At 43.3% G+C, this 25,335-nt stretch carries 19 protein-coding genes; 2 read left to right on the forward strand and 17 right to left on the reverse strand.

Going from position 1 to position 25,335, the window contains the following annotated elements:
* Positions 1-60: 60 nt before the first annotated feature.
* The 16 genes from CHL1_RS16025 to CHL1_RS16100 form a co-directional block, all read right to left on the reverse strand.
* On the reverse strand, positions 61-636 hold the full coding sequence (locus tag CHL1_RS16025) for a carbonic anhydrase (protein ID WP_070370973.1): 576 nt from the start codon (positions 634-636) through the stop codon (positions 61-63).
* Between the two features lie 133 nt (positions 637-769).
* On the reverse strand, positions 770-2,686 hold the full coding sequence (locus tag CHL1_RS16030) for an HD domain-containing protein (protein ID WP_148638136.1): 1,917 nt from the start codon (positions 2,684-2,686) through the stop codon (positions 770-772).
* Positions 2,679-5,669, reverse strand: coding sequence for a response regulator (locus CHL1_RS16035; protein WP_250934007.1), 2,991 nt, complete (start codon positions 5,667-5,669; stop codon positions 2,679-2,681). Before CHL1_RS16035 ends, CHL1_RS16030 begins: the two co-directional genes overlap by 8 nt.
* Before the next feature lie 113 nt (positions 5,670-5,782).
* Complete coding sequence (locus tag CHL1_RS16040) at positions 5,783-6,616, reverse strand: CheR family methyltransferase (protein WP_250934008.1); 834 nt, start codon at positions 6,614-6,616, stop codon at positions 5,783-5,785.
* Positions 6,617-6,663: 47 nt separating this feature from the next.
* Positions 6,664-8,595 carry an HD domain-containing protein gene (locus CHL1_RS16045; RefSeq protein ID WP_250934009.1) on the reverse strand — a complete coding sequence of 644 codons (1,932 nt, stop codon included), beginning with the start codon at positions 8,593-8,595 and terminating at the stop codon, positions 6,664-6,666.
* Between the two features lie 37 nt (positions 8,596-8,632).
* Positions 8,633-9,685, reverse strand: coding sequence for a sensor domain-containing diguanylate cyclase (locus CHL1_RS16050; protein WP_250934010.1), 1,053 nt, complete (start codon positions 9,683-9,685; stop codon positions 8,633-8,635).
* A gap of 20 nt (positions 9,686-9,705) precedes the next feature.
* Positions 9,706-10,968: a UV DNA damage repair endonuclease UvsE gene (gene uvsE / locus CHL1_RS16055; RefSeq protein ID WP_338076090.1), complete on the reverse strand. Its 1,263-nt coding sequence runs from the start codon at positions 10,966-10,968 to the stop codon at positions 9,706-9,708.
* 336 nt (positions 10,969-11,304) lie between these two features.
* Positions 11,305-12,930 (reverse strand): sensor domain-containing diguanylate cyclase/phosphohydrolase, encoded by a 1,626-nt coding sequence (locus tag CHL1_RS16060; RefSeq protein ID WP_250934011.1) that lies wholly within the window; start codon positions 12,928-12,930, stop codon positions 11,305-11,307.
* Entirely contained in the window at positions 12,867-13,706 is an 840-nt protein-coding gene (locus CHL1_RS16065) for a histidine kinase N-terminal 7TM domain-containing protein (RefSeq protein ID WP_250934012.1), read from the reverse strand. The genes CHL1_RS16060 and CHL1_RS16065 overlap by 64 nt, the downstream gene beginning before the upstream one ends.
* Before the next feature lie 156 nt (positions 13,707-13,862).
* Entirely contained in the window at positions 13,863-14,537 is a 675-nt protein-coding gene (locus CHL1_RS16070; protein ID WP_250934013.1) for a CDGSH iron-sulfur domain-containing protein, read from the reverse strand.
* Between the two features lie 70 nt (positions 14,538-14,607).
* On the reverse strand, positions 14,608-15,342 hold the full coding sequence (locus tag CHL1_RS16075) for an amino acid ABC transporter ATP-binding protein (RefSeq protein ID WP_250934014.1): 735 nt from the start codon (positions 15,340-15,342) through the stop codon (positions 14,608-14,610).
* Positions 15,314-16,099 carry an amino acid ABC transporter permease gene (locus CHL1_RS16080; RefSeq protein WP_148638143.1) on the reverse strand — a complete coding sequence of 262 codons (786 nt, stop codon included), beginning with the start codon at positions 16,097-16,099 and terminating at the stop codon, positions 15,314-15,316. The genes CHL1_RS16075 and CHL1_RS16080 overlap by 29 nt, the downstream gene beginning before the upstream one ends.
* A gap of 8 nt (positions 16,100-16,107) precedes the next feature.
* Complete coding sequence (locus CHL1_RS16085; protein WP_250934015.1) at positions 16,108-16,821, reverse strand: transporter substrate-binding domain-containing protein; 714 nt, start codon at positions 16,819-16,821, stop codon at positions 16,108-16,110.
* A 122-nt stretch (positions 16,822-16,943) separates the two neighbouring features.
* Positions 16,944-17,243 (reverse strand): cupin domain-containing protein, encoded by a 300-nt coding sequence (locus CHL1_RS16090; protein WP_148638144.1) that lies wholly within the window; start codon positions 17,241-17,243, stop codon positions 16,944-16,946.
* Between the two features lie 53 nt (positions 17,244-17,296).
* Positions 17,297-18,274, reverse strand: a complete 978-nt coding sequence (locus tag CHL1_RS16095; protein ID WP_148638145.1) for a YbgA family protein — start codon at positions 18,272-18,274, stop codon at positions 17,297-17,299.
* A gap of 131 nt (positions 18,275-18,405) precedes the next feature.
* Entirely contained in the window at positions 18,406-20,163 is a 1,758-nt protein-coding gene (locus CHL1_RS16100; RefSeq protein WP_250934016.1) for a GGDEF domain-containing protein, read from the reverse strand.
* 225 nt (positions 20,164-20,388) lie between these two features.
* Between CHL1_RS16100 and CHL1_RS16105 the strand changes: the two genes are divergently transcribed.
* Both CHL1_RS16105 and CHL1_RS16110 read left to right on the forward strand, forming a co-directional pair.
* Complete coding sequence (locus tag CHL1_RS16105) at positions 20,389-21,564, forward strand: iron-containing alcohol dehydrogenase (protein WP_070370964.1); 1,176 nt, start codon at positions 20,389-20,391, stop codon at positions 21,562-21,564.
* Positions 21,536-23,035 (forward strand): bifunctional diguanylate cyclase/phosphohydrolase, encoded by a 1,500-nt coding sequence (locus CHL1_RS16110; RefSeq protein WP_250934017.1) that lies wholly within the window; start codon positions 21,536-21,538, stop codon positions 23,033-23,035. The genes CHL1_RS16105 and CHL1_RS16110 overlap by 29 nt, the downstream gene beginning before the upstream one ends.
* A 26-nt stretch (positions 23,036-23,061) precedes the next feature.
* Here CHL1_RS16110 and CHL1_RS16115 read toward each other — a convergent pair whose 3' ends face one another.
* Positions 23,062-24,945: a sensor domain-containing diguanylate cyclase/phosphohydrolase gene (locus CHL1_RS16115; RefSeq protein ID WP_250934018.1), complete on the reverse strand. Its 1,884-nt coding sequence runs from the start codon at positions 24,943-24,945 to the stop codon at positions 23,062-23,064.
* Between the last annotated feature and the right edge of the window lie 390 nt (positions 24,946-25,335).

The following is a 25,335-nucleotide window of genomic DNA, read 5'->3' on the forward strand; positions in this document are numbered from 1 at the left end:
CTTGGTCTCCTTTTTCTTTAACCCCACTGGCACACCATAACTACGTTTTACTTTAAGCGATTACCCGAAAAACTCCACGACTCCCGATTCCAGATTGTATTTTGCACCCAAAACCCTGACCTCGCCCGCATTGATTCGTTCATTAATGGCCTCACTTTGAAGAATTCTCTTAATGCTATTATCAATGTTAAGGTTTTCACATGTAGCAACATTTTCCTCGCCTACAATGGCTGGTTGTATTTCTTCCACAATCGATGTAATATACCCGTGACCATGCCCCTGCATGGCGGCAGCCACTGCCCCACAGTGATTATGCCCCAGCACCAACACTACGGATGTCCCCAAATGACCAACGGCATATTCAATACTGCCCAGTTCAAAATCACCAATCACATTGCCAGCCGTTCGAATCACAAACAACTCACCGATTCCAGCCGAAAAAATATGTTCCGGCGGCACCCGGGAATCCGAACAGGTCACAACTACCGCATCGGGTTTCTGACCCGCTTCCACATTTTTGCTTCGTACCTTTGGAGAAACATCACCAGGGTTTTTTTCCGCTGTCACAAAGACCTGATTCCCCTGTTGTAACTTCTTTATTACCGCTTCAATGACATCCTGTTTTTTTTCACACATAGCAAACCTCTTTTCAAATTTAGTCGTGATTTATATATTTCATTGAGTGATCTACTCAATGGAGGTTATCGACGCACTTGCTTAAAACCCTGCCTGGAGTTTTATCGTATCAACAATCGCCATTGAGTATTTTTTAATCAATCACTTGGGCGGGATACTCATTTAAAACTTTTTCGATAAAGACATTGGCGACTTCCGGATCAAACTGACTGCCAGCACATTTTTTTATTTCAGCCACCGCCTCATGAACACTCAACCCTTTACGATAAGCCCGGTCACAGGTCATCGCATCAAAGGCATCCGCCACCCCGATAATCCGAGCCTGGATTGAGATTTCTTCCCCCATCAGTTGTTTCGGGTAACCTTTTCCATCCCAGCGTTCCTGATGCTCCAGTACGTATCTGGCCAACTCTGAAAATTCGCTGGATGAACTTAAAATCCGATAGCCAATTTCAGGATGTCGTTGGATTTTTTTCCATTCGTCCGGATTCAGTCCCCCAGGTTTATTGAGTATTTTTTCATCGATCCCCATTTTTCCAATGTCATGAATTAATCCGGCGGCCTTTACCTGACTGATATCATCCTGATCAAAATTCATTTTTGCTGCGATTTTTTCGCAGATTTCACTGACTCGCTGAGAATGCAGCATTTCACGGCTGCTTTTTTCATAAAGCGTATTCATAATCAAATCGATGGTTCTGTTTTTAATGCTGGCACTTTCATAGAGTTTGTGACGATACATGTTATCTTCAGCGTTCTTTAGCACCTCCTGAATAGTCTGGTGACTTTCGGTTTTGGTTTCATAGCCAAACGAAATCGAGAAATCAATGTTTCCAACGGATTGTTCCAGTGCTGCGACTTTCATCCGTTTGACAATTTTTGCCGTTTGATCCTCATCCGTCTGGGGTAGCAGTACAATGAATTCATCCCCACTAAGCCGGGCCACCACGTCCTGATTCCGGCACTCTGCCTGGATGATCCCGGCCACTTTTTTTAGCAACTCATCACCCAAGGCATGCCCAAACGATTCATTAACCAGCTTTAAACCATTGACATCAGAAATAACCAGACTCAGCGGCAGATTTTCATCCCGATCAATGTTAATCAGGGCTTCTTCATAATAGCGGCGATTGTAAACCCCGGTGAGATAATCATGATTGCTTAAGTAGCGGATCTTTTCTTCGGTCTGTTTTCTTTCGGTAATGTCGGAAATAATCACCGCCACCTGCTGGGGCTCTGGGGAATAAGCCACCACTTCAAAGTATTTTGCAAACTGCTCAAAATACATTTCATAGCGCATTGATGCGCCTGTTTTGATTAGTTGCGCATATTTTTCAACCAGAAAATTCGTTGAATCGGGCATGATTTCTGATAGGGTTTTCCCCAGAATATCCTGACTTTTTAATCCGGTCAGCCGTTCAAAGCTGGGGTTAACATACAAAAAGTTGCAATCTGCTGGTTTCCCATTATGATCGACCAGAACCTCATGTACGGCCAGGCCCTGCTCCATCTGAGTAATCAGTCGGCGGTTTCTTTCTTCACTGATTTTAAGGCTGTTAAGCAGTTCCATGGTCTTGATATGGGCGGCCTTCAGGGCCGCCGTTTTTTCTTCCACCATCTGGGTCAAGCGGCCTTGTTCGTCCTGCTTTTGACGGTTGGCGGCTTTTATTTTGACCATCGCCCGGAGTTGGGCAGTCAATTCTGATTCATCGATGGGTTTGGCTAAAAATGCTTCCGCACCAGACTCAAGCGCCAGAATACGATGCTCCCGATCCCCTTTAATGGCGGTGACAAAAACAACTGGAATTTCTTTTGTCTGAGGATCGCTCTTAAGTCTTTGACATACTTCAAAGCCATCCATTTCCGGCATCACAATGTCCAGTAGAATGACATCGGGATCTTCTGCCCCGGCAATCGCAATCCCCTCGATTCCGGTGGTGGCTGTCAGCACCCTGGCTTCGGAAAAGGCTTCCCGGATCAGTGCCCGCATGGTGATCAGATTATCCTGATTATCATCAATTGCTAAAAATTTCAATTGTCTATCAGCCATAGAGTACCTCCCGTATTACTTTTAAAAACTCCCGTTCAATGATCGGTTTTGGGATAAAGGCATCAAAGCCCTGGGCTAAAATTCCTTCCCGATCCTGGGTCATGGCACTGGCGGTTAACGCAATGATCGGGATCTTCTCCAATCCCGGCACGGCCCGAATCGCTTTAAAGGCCTGGACCCCATCAATTCCCGGTAGGGCAATATCCATCAAAATCAGATCGGGAACAAACTGTTTGGCCATCTCAATACTCTCCTGACCATCGGCTGCTTCCAACACCCGAAAATGATCGCTTAGCAAAGCTTTCACCGTGATCATATTGTCCGGGTTATCTTCCACCGCCAGCACCAATGGCTTACGCTGATCCGTCCGGGGTTTCCGGGGCTTAATCTCTTTTTTATGCGTTACCGGATAAAGCATGGAATCGATGGCTTTTTTGAGTTCATCCCGGTTGACATCACCTTTTTGAATCAATTGATGAATGTTATTTCTAGTCAGACAGTTGAGCTCATCCTGGGTAATATGCTTAGCAGTCAGAATCAGCACCGGTACATGCGCTGTCGCTTCAGCTTCCCGGAGGGTCTGAAGCAGTTCAAATCCATCAATTCCCGGCATCATCAAATCCAGAACCATGGCATCCGGAATCACTTCTTCCATGATTTCAAACGCTTCTTGGGCATTCCGGGCTACCTTAATCGTATGGCCGCTTTCAGCCAGCAAATCTCTAATCTGAATCACCGCCGGTTCGCTATCCTCAACCATCAACAGGGTTTTGCTTGAGGGATCTGCTGAAGGTTTTCCGGACAATTGGGGTGCTGATATACTCGTTGCTGATTGACCGCTCCCCCGTTGTCCTTGATAGGCGGGTTCTCCTACCTTTTTATCCGGTGCGTAATTCATCGGTAGTGACAAAATAAATTCAGATCCCTCATTGACCACGCTTTTCACACGAACGGTTCCCCCTAACAGGTGGGCATATTTTTGTGCAATGGCCAACCCCAGCCCGGTGCCCCCAAACTTACGGGAAGTACTACCATCTCCCTGTCTGAACTCATCAAAAATATAGGGCAGATAGTTTTCATCAATTCCGATGCCGGTGTCAGTAACCCGAATCTCTATGTTTTCGTCATCTTGACCAATGAATAACTCGACCTGACCCTGCTCGGTGAATTTAACCGCATTGCCAGCCAGGTTTTCCAGAATATGACGGCACTTATCGCTGTCACTGTTAATATAAACGGCCGTGTTGCCCGATCCGTTACGACAGATCACATTTTTCTCACGGGCCTGAGGTGCCAGCATTTCCACCACCTCATCGATCAATTGGTTAATATTAAAGGTGGTGATTTCAACCTCTTCACGACCCGCCTCGATCCGGGAAATGTCCAGAATATCATTTATCAGTGCCAACAGATTTTTACCATTCCGTTCGATGACTTCAAGATAGCTGTATTCTTCTTCGGGAATCTCATTTTTAAGGCGCCGGTTTAAAATTCCGGATAGGGCAATGACCGAGTTAAGCGGTGTCCGCAATTCATGACTCATATTGGATAAAAAGTTCGTTTTAAGTTGGTTCGCCTCATTGAGTTCTTTTTTCTGCATTTCCAACTCGATGTTCTGATGAATGAGTTCCACCGACTGTTCTTCCATTTCATTCTTCTGCGCATCCAGCTCCCGATTCTGATGTTCCAACTTCTGGGAAAAGGCTTTGATGGTACGATAGGCTAAAATCCCTTCAATTCGGGCACTCATGGTGCTAATGGTCTTTTCGATAAAATCAATGGCTTTTTGATTGTATTTTCCGATGGCGGCCAGGGACACCACAGCAATAACCTCACCGCCAAAAATAATCGGAATGGTGATAATTTCCCGGGGCATAAACTTCCCACTGACCGTATAAAAGACAAATCGAGAATCCTCCGGGATATCCTTGATATGGGTGTAATGACCACTGGCAAGCGATGCTCCGAATTCTCCTTCCAGGGTGTCTCCGGCAAACGCCACCCGGCCTATTTCATCCAATCCGATTGATTCAAAATGCTCAAATTGATTCGTATCGGCGTTTCTCAGATAAACCGCCGCCACCTGGGAATCGGTATAGCGGGACAGGGTATTGAGGGTCTTTCTAAAGAAAATTTGGGCATCTTCTTCAGCTAGCATAATTTTAATAAAATTGGCTGTTCGTTCATTCAGCTCCAGGTTTTTTTGAATGTCATCAGCCAGCGTATTAAAAGAAGCCGATAGGATCCCAAATTCATTCGTGTAAGCATAAACACTTCGGGCATTGTGATTTCCGTTTTGAAATTCATCCGTTGTTCGGGTGAGCTCATTTAACGGTTCCTGAATATTTCGAAGTAAAAGAACGCTTATCAATACGGATAACACCATAATGATTAATACAATCATGGCTAATTGCAGTTTTATTCGGCTATATAAGTCCGTTGTGCCCTGATAGAGTTCATCGGCTTTATTACTGGCGAAATTTTCTACCACTGACATTTTTTCAGTTAAGGTCTCCCGATAGACTCCCACCTTTTCACCCGGCAGCAGACTTTTTCGGGCGGTTTCCAGGTCTCCGGCCAGAGCATTTGCCACGATATCGGCCCGGGCCGTTTCCCAGTTGATGTACGCATTATAGGCCGCATCCACATCCTGTTTGGGCCCTAGATAAAGCTCCCGCAAAATATCAAATTGGATCTGGATATCAGCATCATATTGCTGCATCGCTTCAATGGCGCTATTACGTTCTTCCTGGGTATTGGCCAAGAGCAGATCTCTAACGCCCACCCGCATACTCAAAATGTCCGCATCCAGCCGATCAATTGCCCGGGTAACCTTAAAGGGGTGGTCATACATGGTTTCGGCCTGATTTACAATGGTATTGGTTTGCATATAAACCAAAATCCCCAATAAAATAACAAAAAATATGATAATCACAAAACCAATCGCAAGCTGAGTCTTTACTTTTAAATTTTTAATGTTCATCTTTTCTCCCGGAACCATGACTATGAGGTGCAACAATTTTGACAACACCGCACAATGGTAGTTAGTCTTTCTTTTGTGCAAAAGAGTTTTGGTATTATATTCTGTTCATCCCATTACCGACTGATCTGAAAAATAGGCACACTGGAAGACAGCATCTTTAAATCCTGATCTTTTGCCATAAAGATGGATTCAGCCTCGCCCGTGACCAAATAACCGCCTTTGGCCAGAGAGCGTTTTAGTTTTCTGATTATTGACCGTCTCACATCAGTGCTATAATAAAAAAGCAGATTACAACAAAATATGATGTCAAAATCACCAAAAATGCTATCTGGAGGATTGCTCGAATGGGAATCCAATAAATCATACTCCGAAAAATCGATTTTTTCTTTTAGTTCCGATCCAATGGCGTAAGCATCACCCTGTTTTTCGAAATAATTTTTCAGCTGTTTCATACGAATATTTGCAATGTCATCACCATCATAAAGGCCCGTTCTGGCGACGCTTAAGGCTTCCGATGAAAGATCGGTGGCAAAAATTCGAAATCGCCTCGGCTTTGACACAGACTTGATCCCCTCATCTAGCAAAATTCCGATTGAATAAGCTTCCTGGCCAGTGGAACAACCTGCCGACCATACTCTGATTTCACCGTTATCCGGTTTATGACTGAAGAGTTGCGGCAAAATCAGCTTTTCGAGCACCGCAAAGGTCAATGCGTTTCTAAAGAACTGGCTGTAAGTGATCTGAAAAGATGCCATTAATAAATCGGCTTCCAAGCGATTTTGCTGTAAATACAAGGGGTATTCCGCAGCACTAAGCTTAATGCCTGCCATCCGCCGCTCCAGTGATTTAATCAGAAAAGCATCATCATAAATAGTCAGATCTTTTTTATAAATCTCTTTCATAATCCGAATCAGCTCAAAAATGGTTTTATTTGCCTGTGTTCCCATCCGTATCCCCCTAGTATCCTACCTGATGTCCAAATCAGCAGGTGTCGCTAACGAATCATTTCCGAATGCACAACTTCAACCAGCATTTTGGCCACCAGGGGATCAAAATGGGTTCCGGCACAGCGTTTGATTTCCGTAATGGCCTCATCATAAGCCAGTGCTTTGCGATAGGCCCGATCACTGGTCATGGCATCAAAGGAATCGGCCACCGCCACAATTCTTCCCTGCAGCGAGATTTCTTCCCCCTTTAAACCTTTTGGATATCCATGCCCATCCCAGCGTTCATGATGTTCCAGGATACAATTGGCCATTTCCGAAAACTCATTTGCCGAGCTGAGAATCCGATAACCAATTTCAGGATGTCGCTTAATTTCCTGCCACTCTTCATCGCTCAGAGCGCCAGTTTTATTCAGGATTTTTTCATCAATTCCCATTTTTCCGATATCATGGATCAGTCCTGCTGTCCGGATCTGATTGATTTCATCCTGATCCAGTTTCATTCGCAAACCAATTTTTTCACAAATGTGACCAACCCGGCTTGAATGCATCATTTCCCGATTGCTTTTTTCATAAAGGGTGTTCATAATCAATTCGATGGTTTTACTGCGCATGCTGGCACTTTCGTAGAGCTTATGACGATACATATCATCTTCGGCATTTTTTAATATCTGCTGGATATTCTCTTCTTTTCTGGTTTTCGTGCGGCTACCAAAAGCAATGGAAAGTTTCAATCCGCGAATTTTTTCCCGGGCTGCCAACACTTCCAGTCTTTTGATAATCAGGGCCGCTGTTTCAGCATCCGTTTTAGTTAAAATAATAACAAATTCGTCACCACCCAGTCGGGCAATCACATCGTTCTCACGACAGCCGTTTTTGATGACATTGGACGCTTTCTGGAGCAATTCATCCCCAACAGCGTGGCCAAAGGAATCATTGATCATCTTTAAGCCATTGACATCGGCCATAACCAGGGTTAATGGGTAATTATTTTCCGTATCCAGTTTTATCAGGACTTCTTCATAAAAGCGCCGATTGAAGAGACCGGTCAGATAATCATGGTAACTCAAATACCTGATTTCTTCCTCCGTTTTTCTGATTCGGGTAATATCCTGAACGGTTCCAAAATTTCCAATATGGTTTTTCTCTTCGTCAAACTGGGGAATCATCCGCATATTGATAATTCGCTCTTCGCCATCCTGACGAAAGATCCGGAAAATAAAATCAGCCGTTGATTTTTCGACCATAACCTTATTGATATTTTCAAGAATAACAGGGATCTCTTCCGGCTGGGCAAACCGGAGAAATTGCTCTTTGGTATTTAATTCATCAACGGAAGCAACCCCAAAGATATTCAACACTTCTTCCGAACAATTGATTTTGTCATTTTTGAAATCAAACTCATAACTTCCCAGATGCGCCAGTTTTTGCGCTTCTACCAGCGCTTTCTCACTTTTTTTCCGGGCTTCATTTTCTTTTTCCAGCGATTTCAGCAGTTTGAGGGTTCGGGCATGGGCGGCCTTTAGGGCCACATTCTGCTTTCTGACCCGGTTGTTAAGCCGCTCTTTTTCATTGCGTTTTTGAAGATTGGCCCAGCGGATTTTTGCCATTGCCCGAAGCTGAGAAAGCAGTTCCTGTTCATCAATCGGCTTTGATATAAAACCTTCACCGCCGCATTCCAGCGCCAAAATCCGATGTTCCCGATCGCCTCGGGCAGCGGTCACAAAGACCACCGGAATATCGGCCAGATCGGGGCTGGCTTTTAATTGACGACACACCTCAAAACCATCCATCTCCGGCATGATAATATCCATGAGAATAATATCCGGGTCTTCCGACACCGCCATTTCAAACCCCGTTCGCCCAGTAAAAGCCATCAAAACAGTAGCATCTGAAAACACATCACGAATCATGGCTTTTAAGACAATCACATTATCCTGGTTGTCATCAATCACTAAAATCTTTAATTGTCTTGTTTCCACAGGTCACCTCGTCCATGATTTTTTATATTATTGATCACTACTGATATTCCACCCTGTTTTGCCCCTTCTCTTTCGCCCGGTTTCGGGCTGTATGGGCTCGCGAAATCAAGGTTGCCGGCAGTAAGTCTTTGCGATAGGCGGAAACCCCAAAACTGGCGGTAAGCTTGCCAACGGTATTGAAACGAGTATTTTCAAGTATTGTCCGGATTTTTTCTGCCAGTGTAACGGCACCTTTTTCATCGGTGTCGGGAAGGATCACTAAAAATTCCTCCCCGCTCCAGCGGCCCACAATATCCGTCACCCGAACGTTGTCCTTAAGCATTGCGGCCACTGCCACCAGCATCTCATCCCCAACCTGATGCCCGTAAGTCTCGTTGATCGTACGGAGCGAGTCCACATCAACTAACATCACCGCAAAAGGCATTCTTGTCCGCTCGGAGCGTTCCAGTTCAAATTGCAAAAATTCATCGAGTTTTTGACGATTAAACACCTGGGTCAGTTTGTCCTTAATCGACAGCTTTTTGATTTCCTCTTCCAGTCTTTTGATTTCAGTAATGTCCCTGATGACACTCAAGATGTGCGCTTCACCCTCAATGCTGATGGCCTGGGCTGATACTAGTCCGACAAACATTTCACCATTGACATCATTTACCATGATTTCCATGTTCTCACTGACACCGGTTCGCTTCAATTCTTCAATTAGCTGATCCCGTTTATCCAATTCAAAGTATAAATCATGAATATTCGTCACACCAGTCATGATATTTTTCCCTCTGGTTGTTATCAATTTATGGAAGGCCCGGTTATAGGACACTAATTTTCCATCTTCCATGGTGGTGATAATGGTTGGGTCAGGAAATAAGTCAAAAATCATCTCAAAATGCTTTTTACAGGCACTGCGAATACCCCCGATCATCTCATTGAGCTCAATAAAATCCGGATCATTTCCGTATTTTTCTAAAACATCATTGTCCGGTTTTTCCTCCGCAACGATGCTTTTCAGGTATTTAATCAATTCTCTGATTTCAGCATTTAACATGATCTTCCCTTCATAACTTTCTGACTCATCATCGAAACGTTTTTTTGCCAATCTGTTCCCATTCATTTTATTCAGATAATAACATAGTAATACGAATCCAACAGGTAGGTTTGCTCATACTTAACCGTCATTTTCCACAGATTTTTCTTCACCTTTTTAATGGAGGCTTCCCCTTTTTCGTATTGATCCAGCAGTTTTAGAAAATACTTCTTCTCACTGGGCAAGGCAATCGTTCTGAAATACCCCCAGATATGTTGCGCCACATTAATTGAGTTGCCCATAGTGGTTTCTTTTTGAAAAGATGCTTCAATCAGATTATAAAACTCCATGCAGGGATAGCTGTCCTTATTGTTCAGCAGTTTTCGAATCTCCAGATAATCAAGGGGAGATCTTTCCAATACTGCATATTTATATTTACTCCACTCATGTTCCAAGCGATTAATTTCTTTCTTTGTGGTTATGCAATTAATGCACTTCATCGCCGATAAATTCTTGTCTTTCACTTCCAGCATGATATCCAGATCTCTGCCATCCAGCTCCTGATGAAAGGCCATAAATTCGTTTATTCCGATGGTCTTGGAATGCGAACCCGGTTTTTTATCGGGATGCTGCTGGGAGTAATGGATTTTTTGCTTACCATCCTGACTTTTCCAGGTAGTTTTGCAAATATCAATCCAATATGTATCCGGCTGCTTTTCATCACACGGATTCACCTGGTGATGCAGGTTGTCAAAAATCACCGGAATGTCCAGGGCTTTTCCAATGATTAAAACATCACTGATGGTGTATGATTTATCGTCGTTTTCAATTACCAATCGTTTTTTAACCGTTTCACTCAACCGCTGGTAATTTTTTAGAAAGCGTTTAATTGCCTGTTTTTTATCATTATATATTCCCCCGACGTGGAGGATAATCTTATTTTCCGGACCCAGTCCCAGGCTATCCATGACACAGGCATGATAGTCCAAATCGGCAATGGCATTCGCCACAATATTTTCGTCCGCCGAGTTTAACACAGTATACTGTCCCGGGTGCATGGAAACGCGCATGCCACTTTTGGCAATTTTCTTGCTGATTTTTTTAAACTGTTTTTCAAAAACTTCCCACCAGACAATCCGGTTGACTGGATTTGATCCAAACGGAATCAGTGATGAGCTGATGCGAAACAACTCAATCTGATTTTCGATATTATAGTCAATCATCTTTTCCAGGGCGTTCAAATTGTGCTTAATCAATTCAGTCAATTTTTCTTCGGACGCATTTTTCAGCAAGCACGTTTTCAATTCCGTATTAAGCACACCCACCGTTAAACATGCATATCCTATCCTCATCATAACCTTCTTTCCTATCCGTTCCCACTACTTTAATCGCTTTTTACTTTCAAAGTGATTATTAAAGCCTAAAAAATAACCATTATCAAAAATCTCCATCCAACAGCCACTTATGTCGCATAAATAAACCCGTTCGATCCGATATCCCCAATGATTTCGTTCATTATATCAGAAATGATTGCGAAACTGAAGTGAAATGGTCGTTAAATCAATGATATTTCATTTATTTTCGACCTAAAAAAGAGCCAGATTTCAGGCTCTTTTTGCTTTTTTGTAGACAGGTAACTTTTACCTGCCGTTCTTTTTCTAATTCGGTATCCGTGATTTGCCAACAAATTATCATTTTTTAGTCAGCACTTTTTCAATAAAGATCCGTGTCACTTCCGGATCAAACTGCGTACCGGCATGCTTTTTTAGTTCATGAATGGCATCGGCCTGACTCAATCCGCTACGATAGGAGCGATCACAGGTCATGGCATCATAGGCATCCGCCACCCCAATAATTCTTGCCTGCATCGATATTTCTTCCTGCTTCAATTTTTTTGGGTAGCCTTTCCCATCCCAGCGTTCATGATGTTCATAGACATACCTTGCCATTTCGGAAAATTCACTGGAAGAACTCAAAATCCGATAACCAATTTCAGGATGCCGCTGCATTTCCTGCCACTCCTCGAAATTCAAATGGCCGACCTTGTTGAGGATTTTTTCATCAATCCCCATTTTGCCAATATCGTGCATCAGCCCAGCCGCCCCAATTTGGTTAACCGCATCCTTACTCAGGTTCATCTCGATCGCAATGGCTTTACAGATCTCGCTGACTCTCCGGGAATGAAGCATTTCCCGACAACTCTTTTCATAAAGAGTATTCATAATCAGTTCGATGGTTTTATTTTTGATGCTGGCACTTTCATAGAGCTTATGCCGATACATGTCATCTTCAGCCCGCTTATATATCTCCTGAATGTCCTGGTTTTCGCTTTCCTTTATTTCGCAACCAAATGAGATCGAAATATCAAAGGCGTCGATTTTTTCATTTGAGGTCTTTGCTTTCAGGTCATTGATCACCTCAACGGCCTGAAAAATATCCGTCTGTGGTAAAATCACAATAAATTCATCGCCCCCCAGTCTGGCAACAATACTGTTCTTTGGAACTGCTTTTGTAATCAATTGGGCGGATTTTTTTAACAACTCGTCTCCCATCGCATGACCAAAGGAGTCGTTTATCAGTTTAAGACCGTTGACATCGGCCATGATCATCGTAATAGGCAGATTATCCGGAACATCCAGCCGCTCCAGTTCCTCTTCATAAAACCGCCGGTTATGGAGACCCGTGAGATAATCATGGTAACTCAAATAGCGGATTTCCTGTTCAGCCTGTTTGCGCTCCGTAACATCTGTAATAATCACCGCAAATTGCTTGAATCGGGGTGAATAGGCAACAACTTCAAAATATTTACCCACAAACTGGTCATAAAACTCAAACCGCACTGGCTGACCGGTCATGGCTACCTGACCGTATTTTAAGATCCACTGCTTATCCATAGCCGGTGCCACTTCCAGGGCAGTCTTGCCGATAATCTCCTTCCGTTTCATACCAACCAGCTTTTCATAGCTTTCATTGGCATCCAGATATCTAAAATCCACAGGATTGCCGGTCTGATCAAAAATAACTTCGTGCACCGCCAGTCCCTGGGCCATTTGGGTGATCAGTAGCCGGTGTTTTTCTTCACTTTCTTTTAAAGCTATTTCTGCCTGATGACGATCGCTAAAATCCACCAGCATATAGCTGACCAGCTTTCGCTTAAGATCGAAATCATTTTTATTTACATAAAACCAGCGGATGGTTTCATCCGTTCTGATCTTTACCGGTGTGCGTTTATGATCCCCCCGATTTAGAATTCTCAGTATTTCAGAAACACTTTCCTTGTTTCCCGCAAAAAAAGCCTGGCAGCGGGATTCATACAAATAATCTCCGCATCACCATTGATCAGAAAGGCGACCTCGCCGATATTCCAGAAGGTTTGTTTCCAACGATTGATTTCCAATTCAAATAAATCATTTTTTACTTCGTTTAAACCAATCATGGCTGAAATGTACAAAATCACCACTGGCGTCGGATCGACATATTTATCACCCCCCATCAGGATCACCAGTACCGCAAGCCATGACACCTGTATTGACACAAGGATGAAACGATAACTTTTTTTCAAACTTGGGGAATTCGTTTTTTGATATGCTTTGATCAATGTGACTATTAAAAACAGCAGAAAAACAATGTAGTAGGCAAGAATCAGATAATAGCCAATGTTTTTGGAGGTACTGGCAACCGAAAAACCATTAACTTTGATCAATTCCACCCAGTTAAACGCCAGATGATGAATCGGATTGGTAATATATAGTATCCAGAGTCCCCCTGAGAGAGTTACCAGCAAATATTTAATTGGCTGGGAAATTTTGACTTTTGCAAATTGGGAAACAAATAAGATTCCAAACGTTGGAATAAATATCACGCCCAGATTCGCAAGATCCCGGGCCAGGATCATCATTTCAATGTTTTGCGAGTTGAGCGACAGAAAGTACCCCAATGCATAAATTGCCGAAGAAAACATCAGGGCCGAAAAATAATTAAACTGGCCCTCGACTTTTTGCTTTAAGAGTTTTATTCCCACAACACTATAGCCGGCCGCAATGATCGGTAATGCATATACGATTAAATTTAAGAATACCTTTTGTAAATCCATCCACTTCCTCATTCCAGAACGCGTCCGAAAATTCTGCTGTTACCAATCAGCTGATAAAAAGCAGCATTATCAATCTTGACTGAACCTGTATAATACCAGACAAAGGTTAAACGAACCTTTGTCTGGTATCATTTTTTACATAAAATATACCAAGTTTTACACCTGGTCATCCAGATATTTTATATGAATGTGGGTCGCATCACAAAAGGGCTTATTGACCGATTCGCCACAGCGACACAATACCAGCCGATTGCGCTTTTCATATAGGCTGCCATCTGCCGATTGAAGGGGAATCCCCCCCTTAACAAAAATACCACAACTGGCCCCCCGCTCCGGATCCTGAAGAATCACAATTTCGGGTTCATATTCCGGTTCAATGAATGCGCCACTTTTTTCTACTGCCACTAACCGCCCGGCCGGACACTCGCTGGCGGCTTTAATGGCTTCATTTTTGAGGGTGGGATTATCGGACTGCCTGATCAGCTCCCATGCGGTACCATCATTGCGGTGACAGAATCTGGCAAATGCACAGCGGTGGTCATCGAGCATATCCAGATCAGCCCCGGTAAGGACTTCAGCCCGATCGACAAAATCGGCTTTTGATGCGGTTTCATCACCATGAAAATCACATTTTGAATGGGCGCCATCACAAAAAGGCGGATTCTTTGACTTTCCGCAGCGGCACAGGGTATAGGTCTTCGCCTGCGGCAACTCCCGCCCCTCCCGATAAACATAGCCTTTTCCCTGGGACGTAATTATTTTCTCTGACAGTTTTATATTTCCGGTAACCACATAAGGCCCGTCTTTTAAAATTTTAATTTTTCCAGTCATTCCATTCTCCACGATCAACCTCCGTGCTTAAATCAAATTTACGGTTTCTTAAAAGGTCGCAGCACCTTGATCAAACCTTCCATTCAAGAATTTTATTTAAAAAATTTTGCAGTTCCTCGGTTTGCGGATTTTTGAATATCCGGGAACTGTTGCCGCTTTCAATGATTTGTTTATTTGCTAAAAAAACAACTTTCTCACAGGCATTTTTTGCAAAACCCATTTCGTAGGTGACGATAATCGTTTTAAGCCCCTCATTTTGCAATTCTCCCAGCATATTCAATACCTCTGCTGTATATTCAGGATCCAGGGCTGAGGTTGGCTCATCCAGCAGCAACAGTTTAGGCTTAACCGCCACCGCTCTGGCAATGGCAATTCGCTGTTGCTGACCGCCCGAAAGTTGAAAGGGATACTTACTCTTTTCATCAGTCAAGCCAAACCGCTCAAAAAGTTTACTGCTGATCTCCAGCGCCTGAGATTTACCCATCCCAAATGTGTGTACCAACGGTAATATGATGTTTTCAAGCGCAGTAAGATGTTCAAACAACCCTTTGGACTGAAAAACGAACCCGATATTGCGACGATAGCTTTGCAGATATTTATTGCTGAACCCGATGATCTCTCCATCGATTTTCAAGCTGCCGGAATCGGGCGCCAAAAGCCCCCCGATGATCCTGAGCAAGGTCGATTTACCACCCCCGGATGGTCCGATCACAGCAATGGAATGAATATCAAAGGAACCACATACATCCTGTAAGACCAGTTCATCCTGAAAGGTTTTACAGATATTGATTAACTCGATATTCATGGTTATACCTCCTTTCCAACACCCCGGAAAACAGCGAAACACCGAAGGTCAGAATAAAGTATAAGGCCCCGACAAAAAGGTAGTTTTCAAACATTCTAAAATTATCTGCCGAAATCTCCTGAACTGTTTGGGTGAGTTCGATGACCGCGATCACCGACAATAATGAAGAATCCTTGATAATCGAGGCAAACTGACCCGCCAGGGCGGGAAGAATCCGCGCCATTAATATCGGAACAGTAACCAGCTGAAGGGTTTTTACCGGTGTCAGCCCAATCGACCTGGCCACCTCATATTGTTGACGGTCAATACTTGCCAGGCCCCCGCGGATGATTTCGGAAATATAAGCGCCTTCAAAAATCGATAAGATCACCACGCCGGCCACATAGCGGTTGTCCACACCCCAGGCAGTGCCAATGATATAGTAAAAAAAATAAATCTGCACCAGTAATGGCGTTCCCCGAATAATCTGAACATAGGCCCGGCAAAAATAACTGATAATCAGGATTCTCGAATTTTGTCCCATGGCAGTGAGTGAACCAATAACCAGACTGACAAACAAGCTGGCTATCGAAATAATTACCGTCATCAAAAAACCTTCCCAAAGTCGCTGCCGATATTGGTAAAGCGTAGAAAAATCCAGTTCCAGTCCAATCGAATTCACTGAAAACCAGAGAAATCCAATCAAAACGACGGCCACAAAAATAGCACTGACCACCTTATTTGCTAATGAAGGTTCTTTATTAACTGTCTGTTTCATCGATCACCTTAATCAAAAAACCATGGAAAGCCAAGTGCATCAAAGGTTTGTTTTTCTTCCTTCAGGTATTTATCGGTCAATTCTACAAAGCCCCCCTGAGCTTTGAATTCTTCAATAAAACTGTCTATTTGTATCAAAAGTTCTTCATTCCCCTTATTCACCGCAATTCCCCAGCTTTCACTGTCCTGAAAGGGAATCAGAATGGCTTTAGTGGTATCCGGATTGGCTTTATTTTGGCGGTAAATAGTCAGCTGATCATAAATAAAGGCATCCGCTTTTCCCTGGGTTACTTCAGTGACACAGGCAGTTTCAGATGAAAGCGCATTAACTGTGGCATTGGTTAGATTCTTTGTAGCATAAATATTTCCGGTGGTTCCTTTTTTAACATCCACAACTTTGCCTGGCTGATTCAAATCTTCGGCCTGATTGATATTGGCATTTTTATTAACCAGCAGCGCCAGATAGGACTTGGCATAAGGCACCGAAAAATCCACCACGTCTTTTCGTTCATCGGTGATGGTCATTGACGAAATAACCACATCTACCTTGCCCGTCTGCAGTGATGGAATCAGTCCATCCCAATTGGTATTTTCAATCTGAACCGGCCGGCCCAGATATTCACCCAGTGCATAGGCCAAATCAACACTGATCCCGCTGGGATTGCCCTGCTCATCCTTTGTTTCAAAGGGTGGGTAAGCCAGTTCCATCCCAACGGTCAACATTTTTTTTCACTTTCCGTTCCTTTGCTGGCGGTGCTGCATCCCATCAGCAGTGATCCGGCAATAGCAAGTACCATTATCATTAAGCCTAGTTTCTTCATCATTTATGCTCCTTCTTTGCAAACCTAATAAAACACGCATAACCAGATACAGGGCGGATCGGCTGAGGTGTAGGCGACCCGATGCTTCTGGTGGGGCGGGATTAACAGGGTGTCCCCTTTTACCAGGACGACTGTCTTGTTGCCTTCAAATACCAGTTGAGCCCGTCCCTCCAATAAAATCACATATTCGGTTTCCGCCTGATCGTACCAGTCAGACGTTTGGCCGGTACTGACAATCCGTTCAATCCGGACCACATCGTTCTGCGCCAGAACCGATGTCACTTCGTTTTCCATGGGAAATCCGGGCATTTCATAAATATTCATTATTACCTCATTATCCAATCATATCATAAAATTGAGCTGGAAAACAATTCCCTTTATTTCCTGATCAGATCTTCCATTTTTCCCGAATCACTGATATCCATCAGTTCTTCCGGAAACGGGGCCCAGATGGTCTGCTCCAGAAGATAGGGATCGTTATATTTAATGACATAAGACTTAAGGACATTGATCGGTACACTGAGGGGAATTTTCCCGCTCTTATATTTTTCAAAACTATCCAATACAAAGTTTTTTTCGCCACTGGAAAGGTATTCTGAAAAATAACCAAAAATATGCAGCATCACATTAATATAATTACTATACCGGGGAATTCTCAAAAAAGCAATGCCAAGATGGGCTTTATAGCTACTAAAGACCTGTTCGAGTGGTAGCTTATCATGATTGGCAACAATTCGGCCCAATTCTTTCTGCTCTTTCTGACTATAAGCCATCAGCAAATATTTGTTTTGGGCCTGAAATTTAACCAGCGCCGCCATTGTTTTGGCTTTTTCCACCTGGCGATAACGGCACAGCGTATAGAGTTTAGCCAGAAAATGCTCTCTAATTCTAAAATTAGTTAACCGGCCCTCTTCTTCGATGGCCAGATAAGGATAGCGTTTAAATACCTGACCCGCAAAAATGCCCTGACCTTTAATCGAACCCGTGGTCTTAGCTTTACCCAGATAAACTTTGACGTCTTTGGTACCGCAGGATGGTGAACGCCCTTTTAAAATGAAACCGTCCACGGCCTTCAGGCTGTCAAAAAAAGCATCACTAAAGGCAATCATTTCTCCGGTATATTCGGTATCCGAGGCTGGTTGATACAAAACAAGCTGCTCGTTTTCCATCACCAGGCGAACCGGGTTGCGGGGCACCCCCAGGCCAATTTCCACCTCGGCGCAAACCGGATGATAGTCCACATAGTCTTTTAGTTTTTCGACAAACTTATCCGGCAGTGTTTGTCCATTATATCGGCAGGCATCAAAGCCCATGCATTTACTGACCACAACCTGGGGTCTTAATTCCTTTTCCATTTTGGTCACCTCGTTTCTTTATCTCAAACCCTATTTACCCATTTGCCAAAAGCTTCAATCATCAAAGCTCTCAGTCCTGTTGCCGAAAAAAAACAGACACGCTCTGCGCATCTGTTTTTGGACTGCCCGGTTTAACTCAACAGGTAATTACTACCCGGTTTTTTCTTGCATTTCTTTTTAATTTTTGCGGCTGTTTCGGCCAGTTCAAAAATCGTTTTGCTGTGATCGCTGGCCACACCGGCAATTGAAACTGACAAAAAGGGGAAATTCTCCTCCACATCCTTGCGATCTTTGGAGGTGATATAGCCTTTGTCAATGTCTTCCTTACTGTAATATTTAATCACGGCCTCGTTAAAGGCATGCATGATACTGATACACAGCTGCTCGGTTTTCTTTTTGGGGACAATGGCAATAAAGTCATCCCCACCAATATGACCAATAAAACACTCGCTTGGAATCCGGGTTTTTAAGATCTCAGCAAATTCCTTTAACACCCGATCGCCATTTTCAAAACCATACAAATCATTATAAGCCTTAAAATTATCCAGATCAAAATATAGAATCGTTTTTTTGTCCTTGGATTTAAGGGCCTTTTCCAGCTGTTGTTCAATCATCAGGTTTCCCGGAAGTTCAGTCAGCGGATTCAGGTGTTTCGCATAGACAAACTCAATTTCGATCAGTTTTTCCATCAGGTCTTTAACCGTCACAATGCCCTGAAACTGATTATCCCGGGTTACCACAATAAAATCATAAATTTTATCAAAATCCCGCTGCATCGCATTTTTCCCGACAACATCAATGGTGGCCAGGCAATCCACGTCCATAAAATCGGTATCCATGATATTGCGAACCGGTTTATTGGCATAAAGAATGTAGCCGTATTGACCGCTAATCCGTTTATAAAGGGCGTTTCGGGTAATCACCCCGATCGGAAGCTGATCTTCAACCACACAAAAGCCGGAGCGGGTTTCATTTTCTTTAAACATTTCATGAACCTGTGAAACGAGGATATCCGGCGATATGGTTTTCTCCTGCTTACAGATGCTCTCAATCCGATCATCAAGAACCCGATTATCCAACAACTTTCTTTTCCTGGCATTCTCTTTCATAACAATTTCAAGCACATCCTTTGAGATTGAATTTAGAATTCCATTGGGCTTTTGAATAAAATAACCTTGTCCATACGAAACCCCAATTTCGATGAGTGTCAGCAGTTCTTCCTTCGTCTCGATCCCCTCGGCAATCAGTGCCGTTTCAGTATATTCTGAAAACTCATTCAGACATCTTACCAGAGATTGTTTTGTCATGTCTTTGTCGATATCCCGGATCAGTTTCATATCCAGCTTAATATAATTGGGATGAATATCCGAGATCAAATTCAATCCCGAATACCCGGCCCCGGCATCATCGATGGCAATCCGATAATCCTGCTCTTTATAATTGTCAATGGTTTTAATAAAATCCGCCAGGTGATTAATGGCCTCGCTTTCGGTAATCTCGAAAATAATACGCTTGGGATCAATATCAAATTTTTCCAGATACTCCCGGGTAAATCCTTTTCTGAATTGGACATCCTGCATAATATTAGGGTTCACATTTAAAAAAAGTTTGAACTCGCTTTCGATTTTAAAGGCCGCTTCAAAGGCTTTTGACCGACACAAAAATTCCAGCTCCCAAAGCTTATTGAATTTCTGGGCACATTTGAACAGCATATCCGGATTATGAAGCAACGAAGCAACCGGCCCCCGACTCAGCGCCTCGTAACCATGGACGGTTCCGTCTTGCAATGACACAATGGGCTGAAAAACGGTGCTGATTTTCTTCTGATAGAGTATTTCCAAGAGCTCTCCTCTCAACCGCTCTTCTTCTTTATTCTGATTGATATCCAAACACATTCCTCCCCATTGTTGATGTCACAAATTATAACCATGGGAGTTGGTCATTAATGTTATCATCCGGTTAAATTTACGTTAATTTTTATCGGATGCGGGTACCTATAATAGATAAACCTTTCTTTGATAATGATATTTTACATCAGCGAAATGTTTACAGAAAGAATTCCAACTGTTATACTTAAGTAACAGATTTTCAGACGAGAATGAGAGGTTATTGTTATGGCTGAAACCCTACTGGAACTAAGAAAATTTGTGATCCCGGAAATAATCATCGGTGTCGATGCCCGTTTGTTGATTGGTCGTTACATATCTCATTTTAATGCCAAAAAACCGCTGATTGTAACCGATAAAAATATTCATGACTTTGACTGGTATCACGAAACCATCGATCAGATCCGGCCCCATGTTGAAAAACTGTGTGTTTTCGATGAAACCACCCCTAATCCTAAGGATATCGAAGCGATGATCGGAGCAAAGCTTTTTTTATCGCTGGGTTGCGACCTGATCATTGCCATTGGCGGTGGCAGTGCCATCGATTGCGCAAAGTGCATCAGTATTGTGGCTACCAACGGCGGCAATGTCCTGGATTATGAAGGGGTCGATGAAGTTCAGATGCCCGGACCACCGCTGATCTGTATTCCCACCACTGCCGGATCCTCAGCCGATGTTTCTCAGTTTGCCATTATCAAGGATACTGCTGCCAATATTAAACGGGCGATCATCAGTAAAAAGGTGGTTCCCGATCTGGCCCTGATCGATCCGGTTCCGTTGATGTCCATGGATCCCTATTTAACTGCCTGTACTGCCATGGATGCCTTGACCCATGCCATCGAAGCCTATGTATCCAATACCCATTCAGCCCTGACTGACGTTCATGCTCTGGAGTCGATTGGTCTGATTAATCAAGCCGTCGAACAATCCGTTACCCCTACACGAAGCATTGAAACGATGTTTCAGCTGATGCTGGGTTCTCTCCAGGCCGGATTGGCCTTTTCCAATGCCAGTCTCGGTGCTGTCCATGCCATGTCCCATTCCATGGGCGGGCTTCTGGATTTACCCCATGGCGAATGTAACAGCATTCTGCTTGAGCACATTATCCGCATTAATTTTGAAACTGTACCTGACCGCTATCGGGATATCGCCAGACAACTTGGTCTGCTGGTAGATAATGTCAGTGATTATTTACTGCTTGAAATGATTACGACCCGGATCGCTTCGATGCGGCAAAACCTAAGTATTCCTGCCAGTATTATGGTGCCAAATCTCAAAGAAAGCACCCTTGACTATCTGGTAGAAAACGCTCTCAATGATCCCTGCATGGTGACCAATCCCAGAGTCTTGACAAAAGAAGAGGTGAGAATGATTTATGGACGAGTCTTGGAATCACAAAAATAAAAAAGAGATCACCCGGGAAACGATAATCGGCCTGGGGGAAAACTCTTTTAAAAAGAATTACTACTCTGAACTCCAAACAAAACTGCTGGATCTGGAACGAATCAACAGCCGAACCCGAGCTTTAATCGCCACCATCCCCGATATTCTGCTGATCAGCAATGGCGAAGGACAGATTACACCCCTTAATCCTTCGTTGAATACCGGATCGTATGCCCTTCTGGAAATCATGCGCAATCCGATTCTGATGGCCGATTTAAAGCAGGTGATTGACCTGGTTATGCGAACCCGGGTTTTATCGGATTATTATTTTTCGATGACCTTTAAAGATTCCCTTCATTATTTTGAAGTCCGGGTTCAGATTTCCAGCTTTGATGAAGTTCTGATTATGATCCGGGATATGACCGAACGGGTCATCATGGAAAAGAAACTCCGGGATCTGGTGGATAAAGATACCCTGACCCATATCGCTAACCGCCGCTTCTTTGAGGCTGAATTGGAACAGCTCAACAACCGGGACATCAAAAATTTAACCATTTTATTGCTGGATATAGACGGCCTCAAATTTGTCAATGATACACTGGGACATTTGCTGGGCGATCAGGTGATTGTCTCGGCCAGTCAGGTCATTGGCCGGTGTTTTCAACCATTGGGAATTGTATCCCGAATTGGTGGTGATGAATTCGGGGTCATTGTCAAAAATCAGCACTCGGATACCATTGAATCCGCACTGGAAAAAATGAATGCCCATTTAAAGTGCTTAAATGAACTGCCGGATGCAACCTTTAAAATATCCCTTTCCTACGGTTATTCCTATCACCCTTGCGGCCTGGTTAATACCAACTTTCTCTTTCAGGAAGCCGACAACAATATGTATCAGAACAAGCTGCTAAAAGAATCCAGCACCCGAAACAATCTGGTTAAAACACTGATGAAGGCCCTGGAAGCCAAAGATTATGTCACCGAAGGCCATACCAGTCGCATGGATACTCTTGCCACCCTTATCGGACAAGCGCTTCGTTTACCCCAGAATGTCATGGATCGGATTCAGTTGCTGACCAAATTCCATGATATCGGCAAGGTCGGCATTCCCGACAGTATCTTAAAAAAACCCGGTGCTTTAACCCCTGACGAATGGAAGGTGATGAAAACCCATTGCGCCATCGGCGAGCGGATTGCCAATGAGTCCTCGGAACTAAAAGAAATATCCCATCTGATTTTAAAACATCAGGAAAAATGGGATGGTAGCGGCTACCCCCTGGGCCTCGCCGGTGAAGATATTCCGATTGAATGTCGAGTTTTATCAATTGTCGATTCCTACGACGCCATGACCAATGACCGCCCCTACCGGAGTGCCCTTTCCCCTGAAACAGCCATCCACGAGATTATCTCCTGTGCCGGATCCCAATTTGATCCCGGCATGGTAAAAATTTTCTGCAAAGTTATTGAACAACATTTAAGACCTCAGCAATGATATATTACTGAGGCCTTTTTGTACCCTTAGCGGGTTATTTTAGTTGTATAAGTTCGCTCGTCACGAATCACTTTTTCCAGGGCCGCAACAACCTCCGGATCATAATGGGTCCCTACATTCCGTTTCATTTCCTCCAGTGCATCATCGATGCTGATCGCTGGTCGATAGTCCGTTTCCGCTGTCATATCATCAAATCGTTCTCCGACTGCAATAATCCGGGCCAGCTTGGGTATTTCTTGACCCATGAGCCCCTGGGGATAGCCGCTTCCATCCCAACGTTCATGATGTCCCAAAACAATATTGGCCAAATCGACGGTATGATCAAAGGCATTGAGAATCCGAAAGCCAACCACCGGATGCATTTTCATCTCTTTATAGGTGTCATCAATCACATATTCATTTTTTCTGGCGATCTCTTTATCCAAGGCCACTTTTCCAATATCATGAAGATACGCAGCCTTTGACACCTTGTTAATCTCAGCTTCAGACAAATTCATTTTGCGGGCAATTTTTTTGCAAATTTCACTGGTTCTCCGGGCATGCTCAGCTTCGGCCGGCAATTCACCATACAGCTTATCGAGAATATTATTAAAGGTATCTTCCTTCTTTTTCCCCCGATTTATGGTTTTTTTCATATACATGTTGTCTTCAGCGCTGGCAATAATGACTTCAATATTTTCTTCCGGCTCATATTTTGTCGCAACACCCAGGGACACATTTCCCTGGATCGACTTAATTTTTTCTTTGCTGAAATTATCTTTAACTCGATCCGAAAGCCTTTGGGCATCTTTTTTTTCGGTTTGCGGCAGCAAAATGGCAAATTCGTCTCCGCCCCAGCGGGCAATAATATCATCGGCCCGACAGACCTTTTTAAATATTTCCGAAACCTTTTTGATCAATTCATCGCCAGCATCATGGCCAAAAATATCATTCGTTAGTTTTAACCCGTCCACATCACCAATAATAACTGACAGGGGCAGATTTCTTTCGGTATTGAGGCGAATCAGTTCTTCTTCAAAAAAGCGTCGATTATATAAACCGGTGAGGGCATCATGAAAACTGTTATACTCAATGGCCGCTCTTTTTTCTTTCTTTTCGGTAACATCTCTAAAGATGACAATGGCTCCGTCAATATGGCCCTCTTCGTCACTGATGGGGGCAACACTGTCTTCCAGGTGATATTTTCTTCCATCCCGGGAAACCAGCAGCACATGGGTGTCGAATTCTTTCATGGCGTTATCTCGAAAGGCTTCTGCAATATGATCCGGCACGAGATCCGCCTGTTTTTCGTCCTCCAGGACGAAAACCAGAGAATAGTGTTTCCCCAGCGCTTCTCTGACCGGCCATCCGGTCATTTCCTCCGCCGTGTTATTAAGCATCTCAATCTTACCCAGGGGATCAACAATCATAACCCCATCACTGATTGACATCAATGTTTTTAGGTATTTTTCCCGATTCTTCTCCGACGCCGAGCGGATATAGGCCCCAACCCCAAACTTGCCGTTTAGCAGATCCACTGGAAATTTGGTGGTTTTAAAAATCTTACCCTTCCATAACATCTCATCGGTCACAAAGGTTTTGGTCGCTAAAACCTTTTTATCGGTTTCTCGCTCTTTGATCGCCATCTTTTCTTCCAGGATTTCGAAATCACCCTGACCAATAATATCTTCGGAGTTGATCCCATAAAAATCTTCCATGGCCAGGTTGATAAAAATATAGTTTAATTGATCATCTTTTAGGGATACCGGAATCTCCTCAGACTCGATGAAGGTCTGAACCAGCTCATTAAACCGACGTATCTCCCGTTCTTTTTTTCTTTTTCTGCCTCTTTTAAGAATAAAATACAGCCCCAGACCAAATAAAAAAAGAATAATCAGGATAACTGCAATATTCAATACTGTTATATTCATATTTTTCCTTCTTCAATCATCAGGTTAACGTTTAACCGTGGTGATTTCTTCCTGTTATCTCTAATTTTATGAAAAGGTATGCTTTTGCGCAGAATATTTTACGATAATTAAATATTATATCAGTTTTACATTATGATCTGTTTAAAGAAATGGTTTTTCTTAATTATTTTCGATTTTTGACGCAATCCAATTAGTTCTAGTATGCCATTTTTAGGCAATGATCGTCAATAGAATTAATAAAAATCAAGTTACCTAAACGCTAGTTTATCTACCTCAGACAACTAAAGACAAAAAACAGGTGCCGTTTCTTTAACAGCACCTGTTTTGTATTAATAATTATTGATTTATCCAATCATTCGTGGTATCATCTAATGAATGAACAAAATAACC

This window comes from Acetobacterium wieringae (assembly GCF_023700225.1).
GTDB classification, from domain to species: Bacteria; Bacillota; Clostridia; order Eubacteriales; family Eubacteriaceae; genus Acetobacterium; species Acetobacterium wieringae.

Bases quoted from the DNA above. Each gene is read 5' to 3' on its own strand.
- CHL1_RS16030 (WP_148638136.1), bottom strand. From the start codon at position 2,686: ATGGCTGATAGACAATTGAAATTTTTAGCAATTGATGATAATCAGGAT.
- CHL1_RS16110 (WP_250934017.1), top strand. From the start codon at position 21,536: ATGGACGAGTCTTGGAATCACAAAAATAAAAAAGAGATCACCCGGGAA.
- CHL1_RS16095 (WP_148638145.1), bottom strand. From the start codon at position 18,274: ATGGAAAAGGAATTAAGACCCCAGGTTGTGGTCAGTAAATGCATGGGC.
- CHL1_RS16090 (WP_148638144.1), bottom strand. From the start codon at position 17,243: ATGAATATTTATGAAATGCCCGGATTTCCCATGGAAAACGAAGTGACA.
- uvsE (WP_338076090.1), bottom strand. From the start codon at position 10,968: ATGATGAGGATAGGATATGCATGTTTAACGGTGGGTGTGCTTAATACG.
- CHL1_RS16075 (WP_250934014.1), bottom strand. From the start codon at position 15,342: ATGAATATCGAGTTAATCAATATCTGTAAAACCTTTCAGGATGAACTG.
- CHL1_RS16065 (WP_250934012.1), bottom strand. From the start codon at position 13,706: ATGGATTTACAAAAGGTATTCTTAAATTTAATCGTATATGCATTACCG.
- CHL1_RS16070 (WP_250934013.1), bottom strand. From the start codon at position 14,537: ATGACTGGAAAAATTAAAATTTTAAAAGACGGGCCTTATGTGGTTACC.
- CHL1_RS16080 (WP_148638143.1), bottom strand. From the start codon at position 16,099: ATGAAACAGACAGTTAATAAAGAACCTTCATTAGCAAATAAGGTGGTC.
- CHL1_RS16085 (WP_250934015.1), bottom strand. From the start codon at position 16,821: ATGTTGACCGTTGGGATGGAACTGGCTTACCCACCCTTTGAAACAAAG.
- CHL1_RS16115 (WP_250934018.1), bottom strand. From the start codon at position 24,945: ATGAATATAACAGTATTGAATATTGCAGTTATCCTGATTATTCTTTTT.
- CHL1_RS16105 (WP_070370964.1), top strand. From the start codon at position 20,389: ATGGCTGAAACCCTACTGGAACTAAGAAAATTTGTGATCCCGGAAATA.
- CHL1_RS16025 (WP_070370973.1), bottom strand. From the start codon at position 636: ATGTGTGAAAAAAAACAGGATGTCATTGAAGCGGTAATAAAGAAGTTA.
- CHL1_RS16035 (WP_250934007.1), bottom strand. From the start codon at position 5,669: ATGAACATTAAAAATTTAAAAGTAAAGACTCAGCTTGCGATTGGTTTT.
- CHL1_RS16040 (WP_250934008.1), bottom strand. From the start codon at position 6,616: ATGGGAACACAGGCAAATAAAACCATTTTTGAGCTGATTCGGATTATG.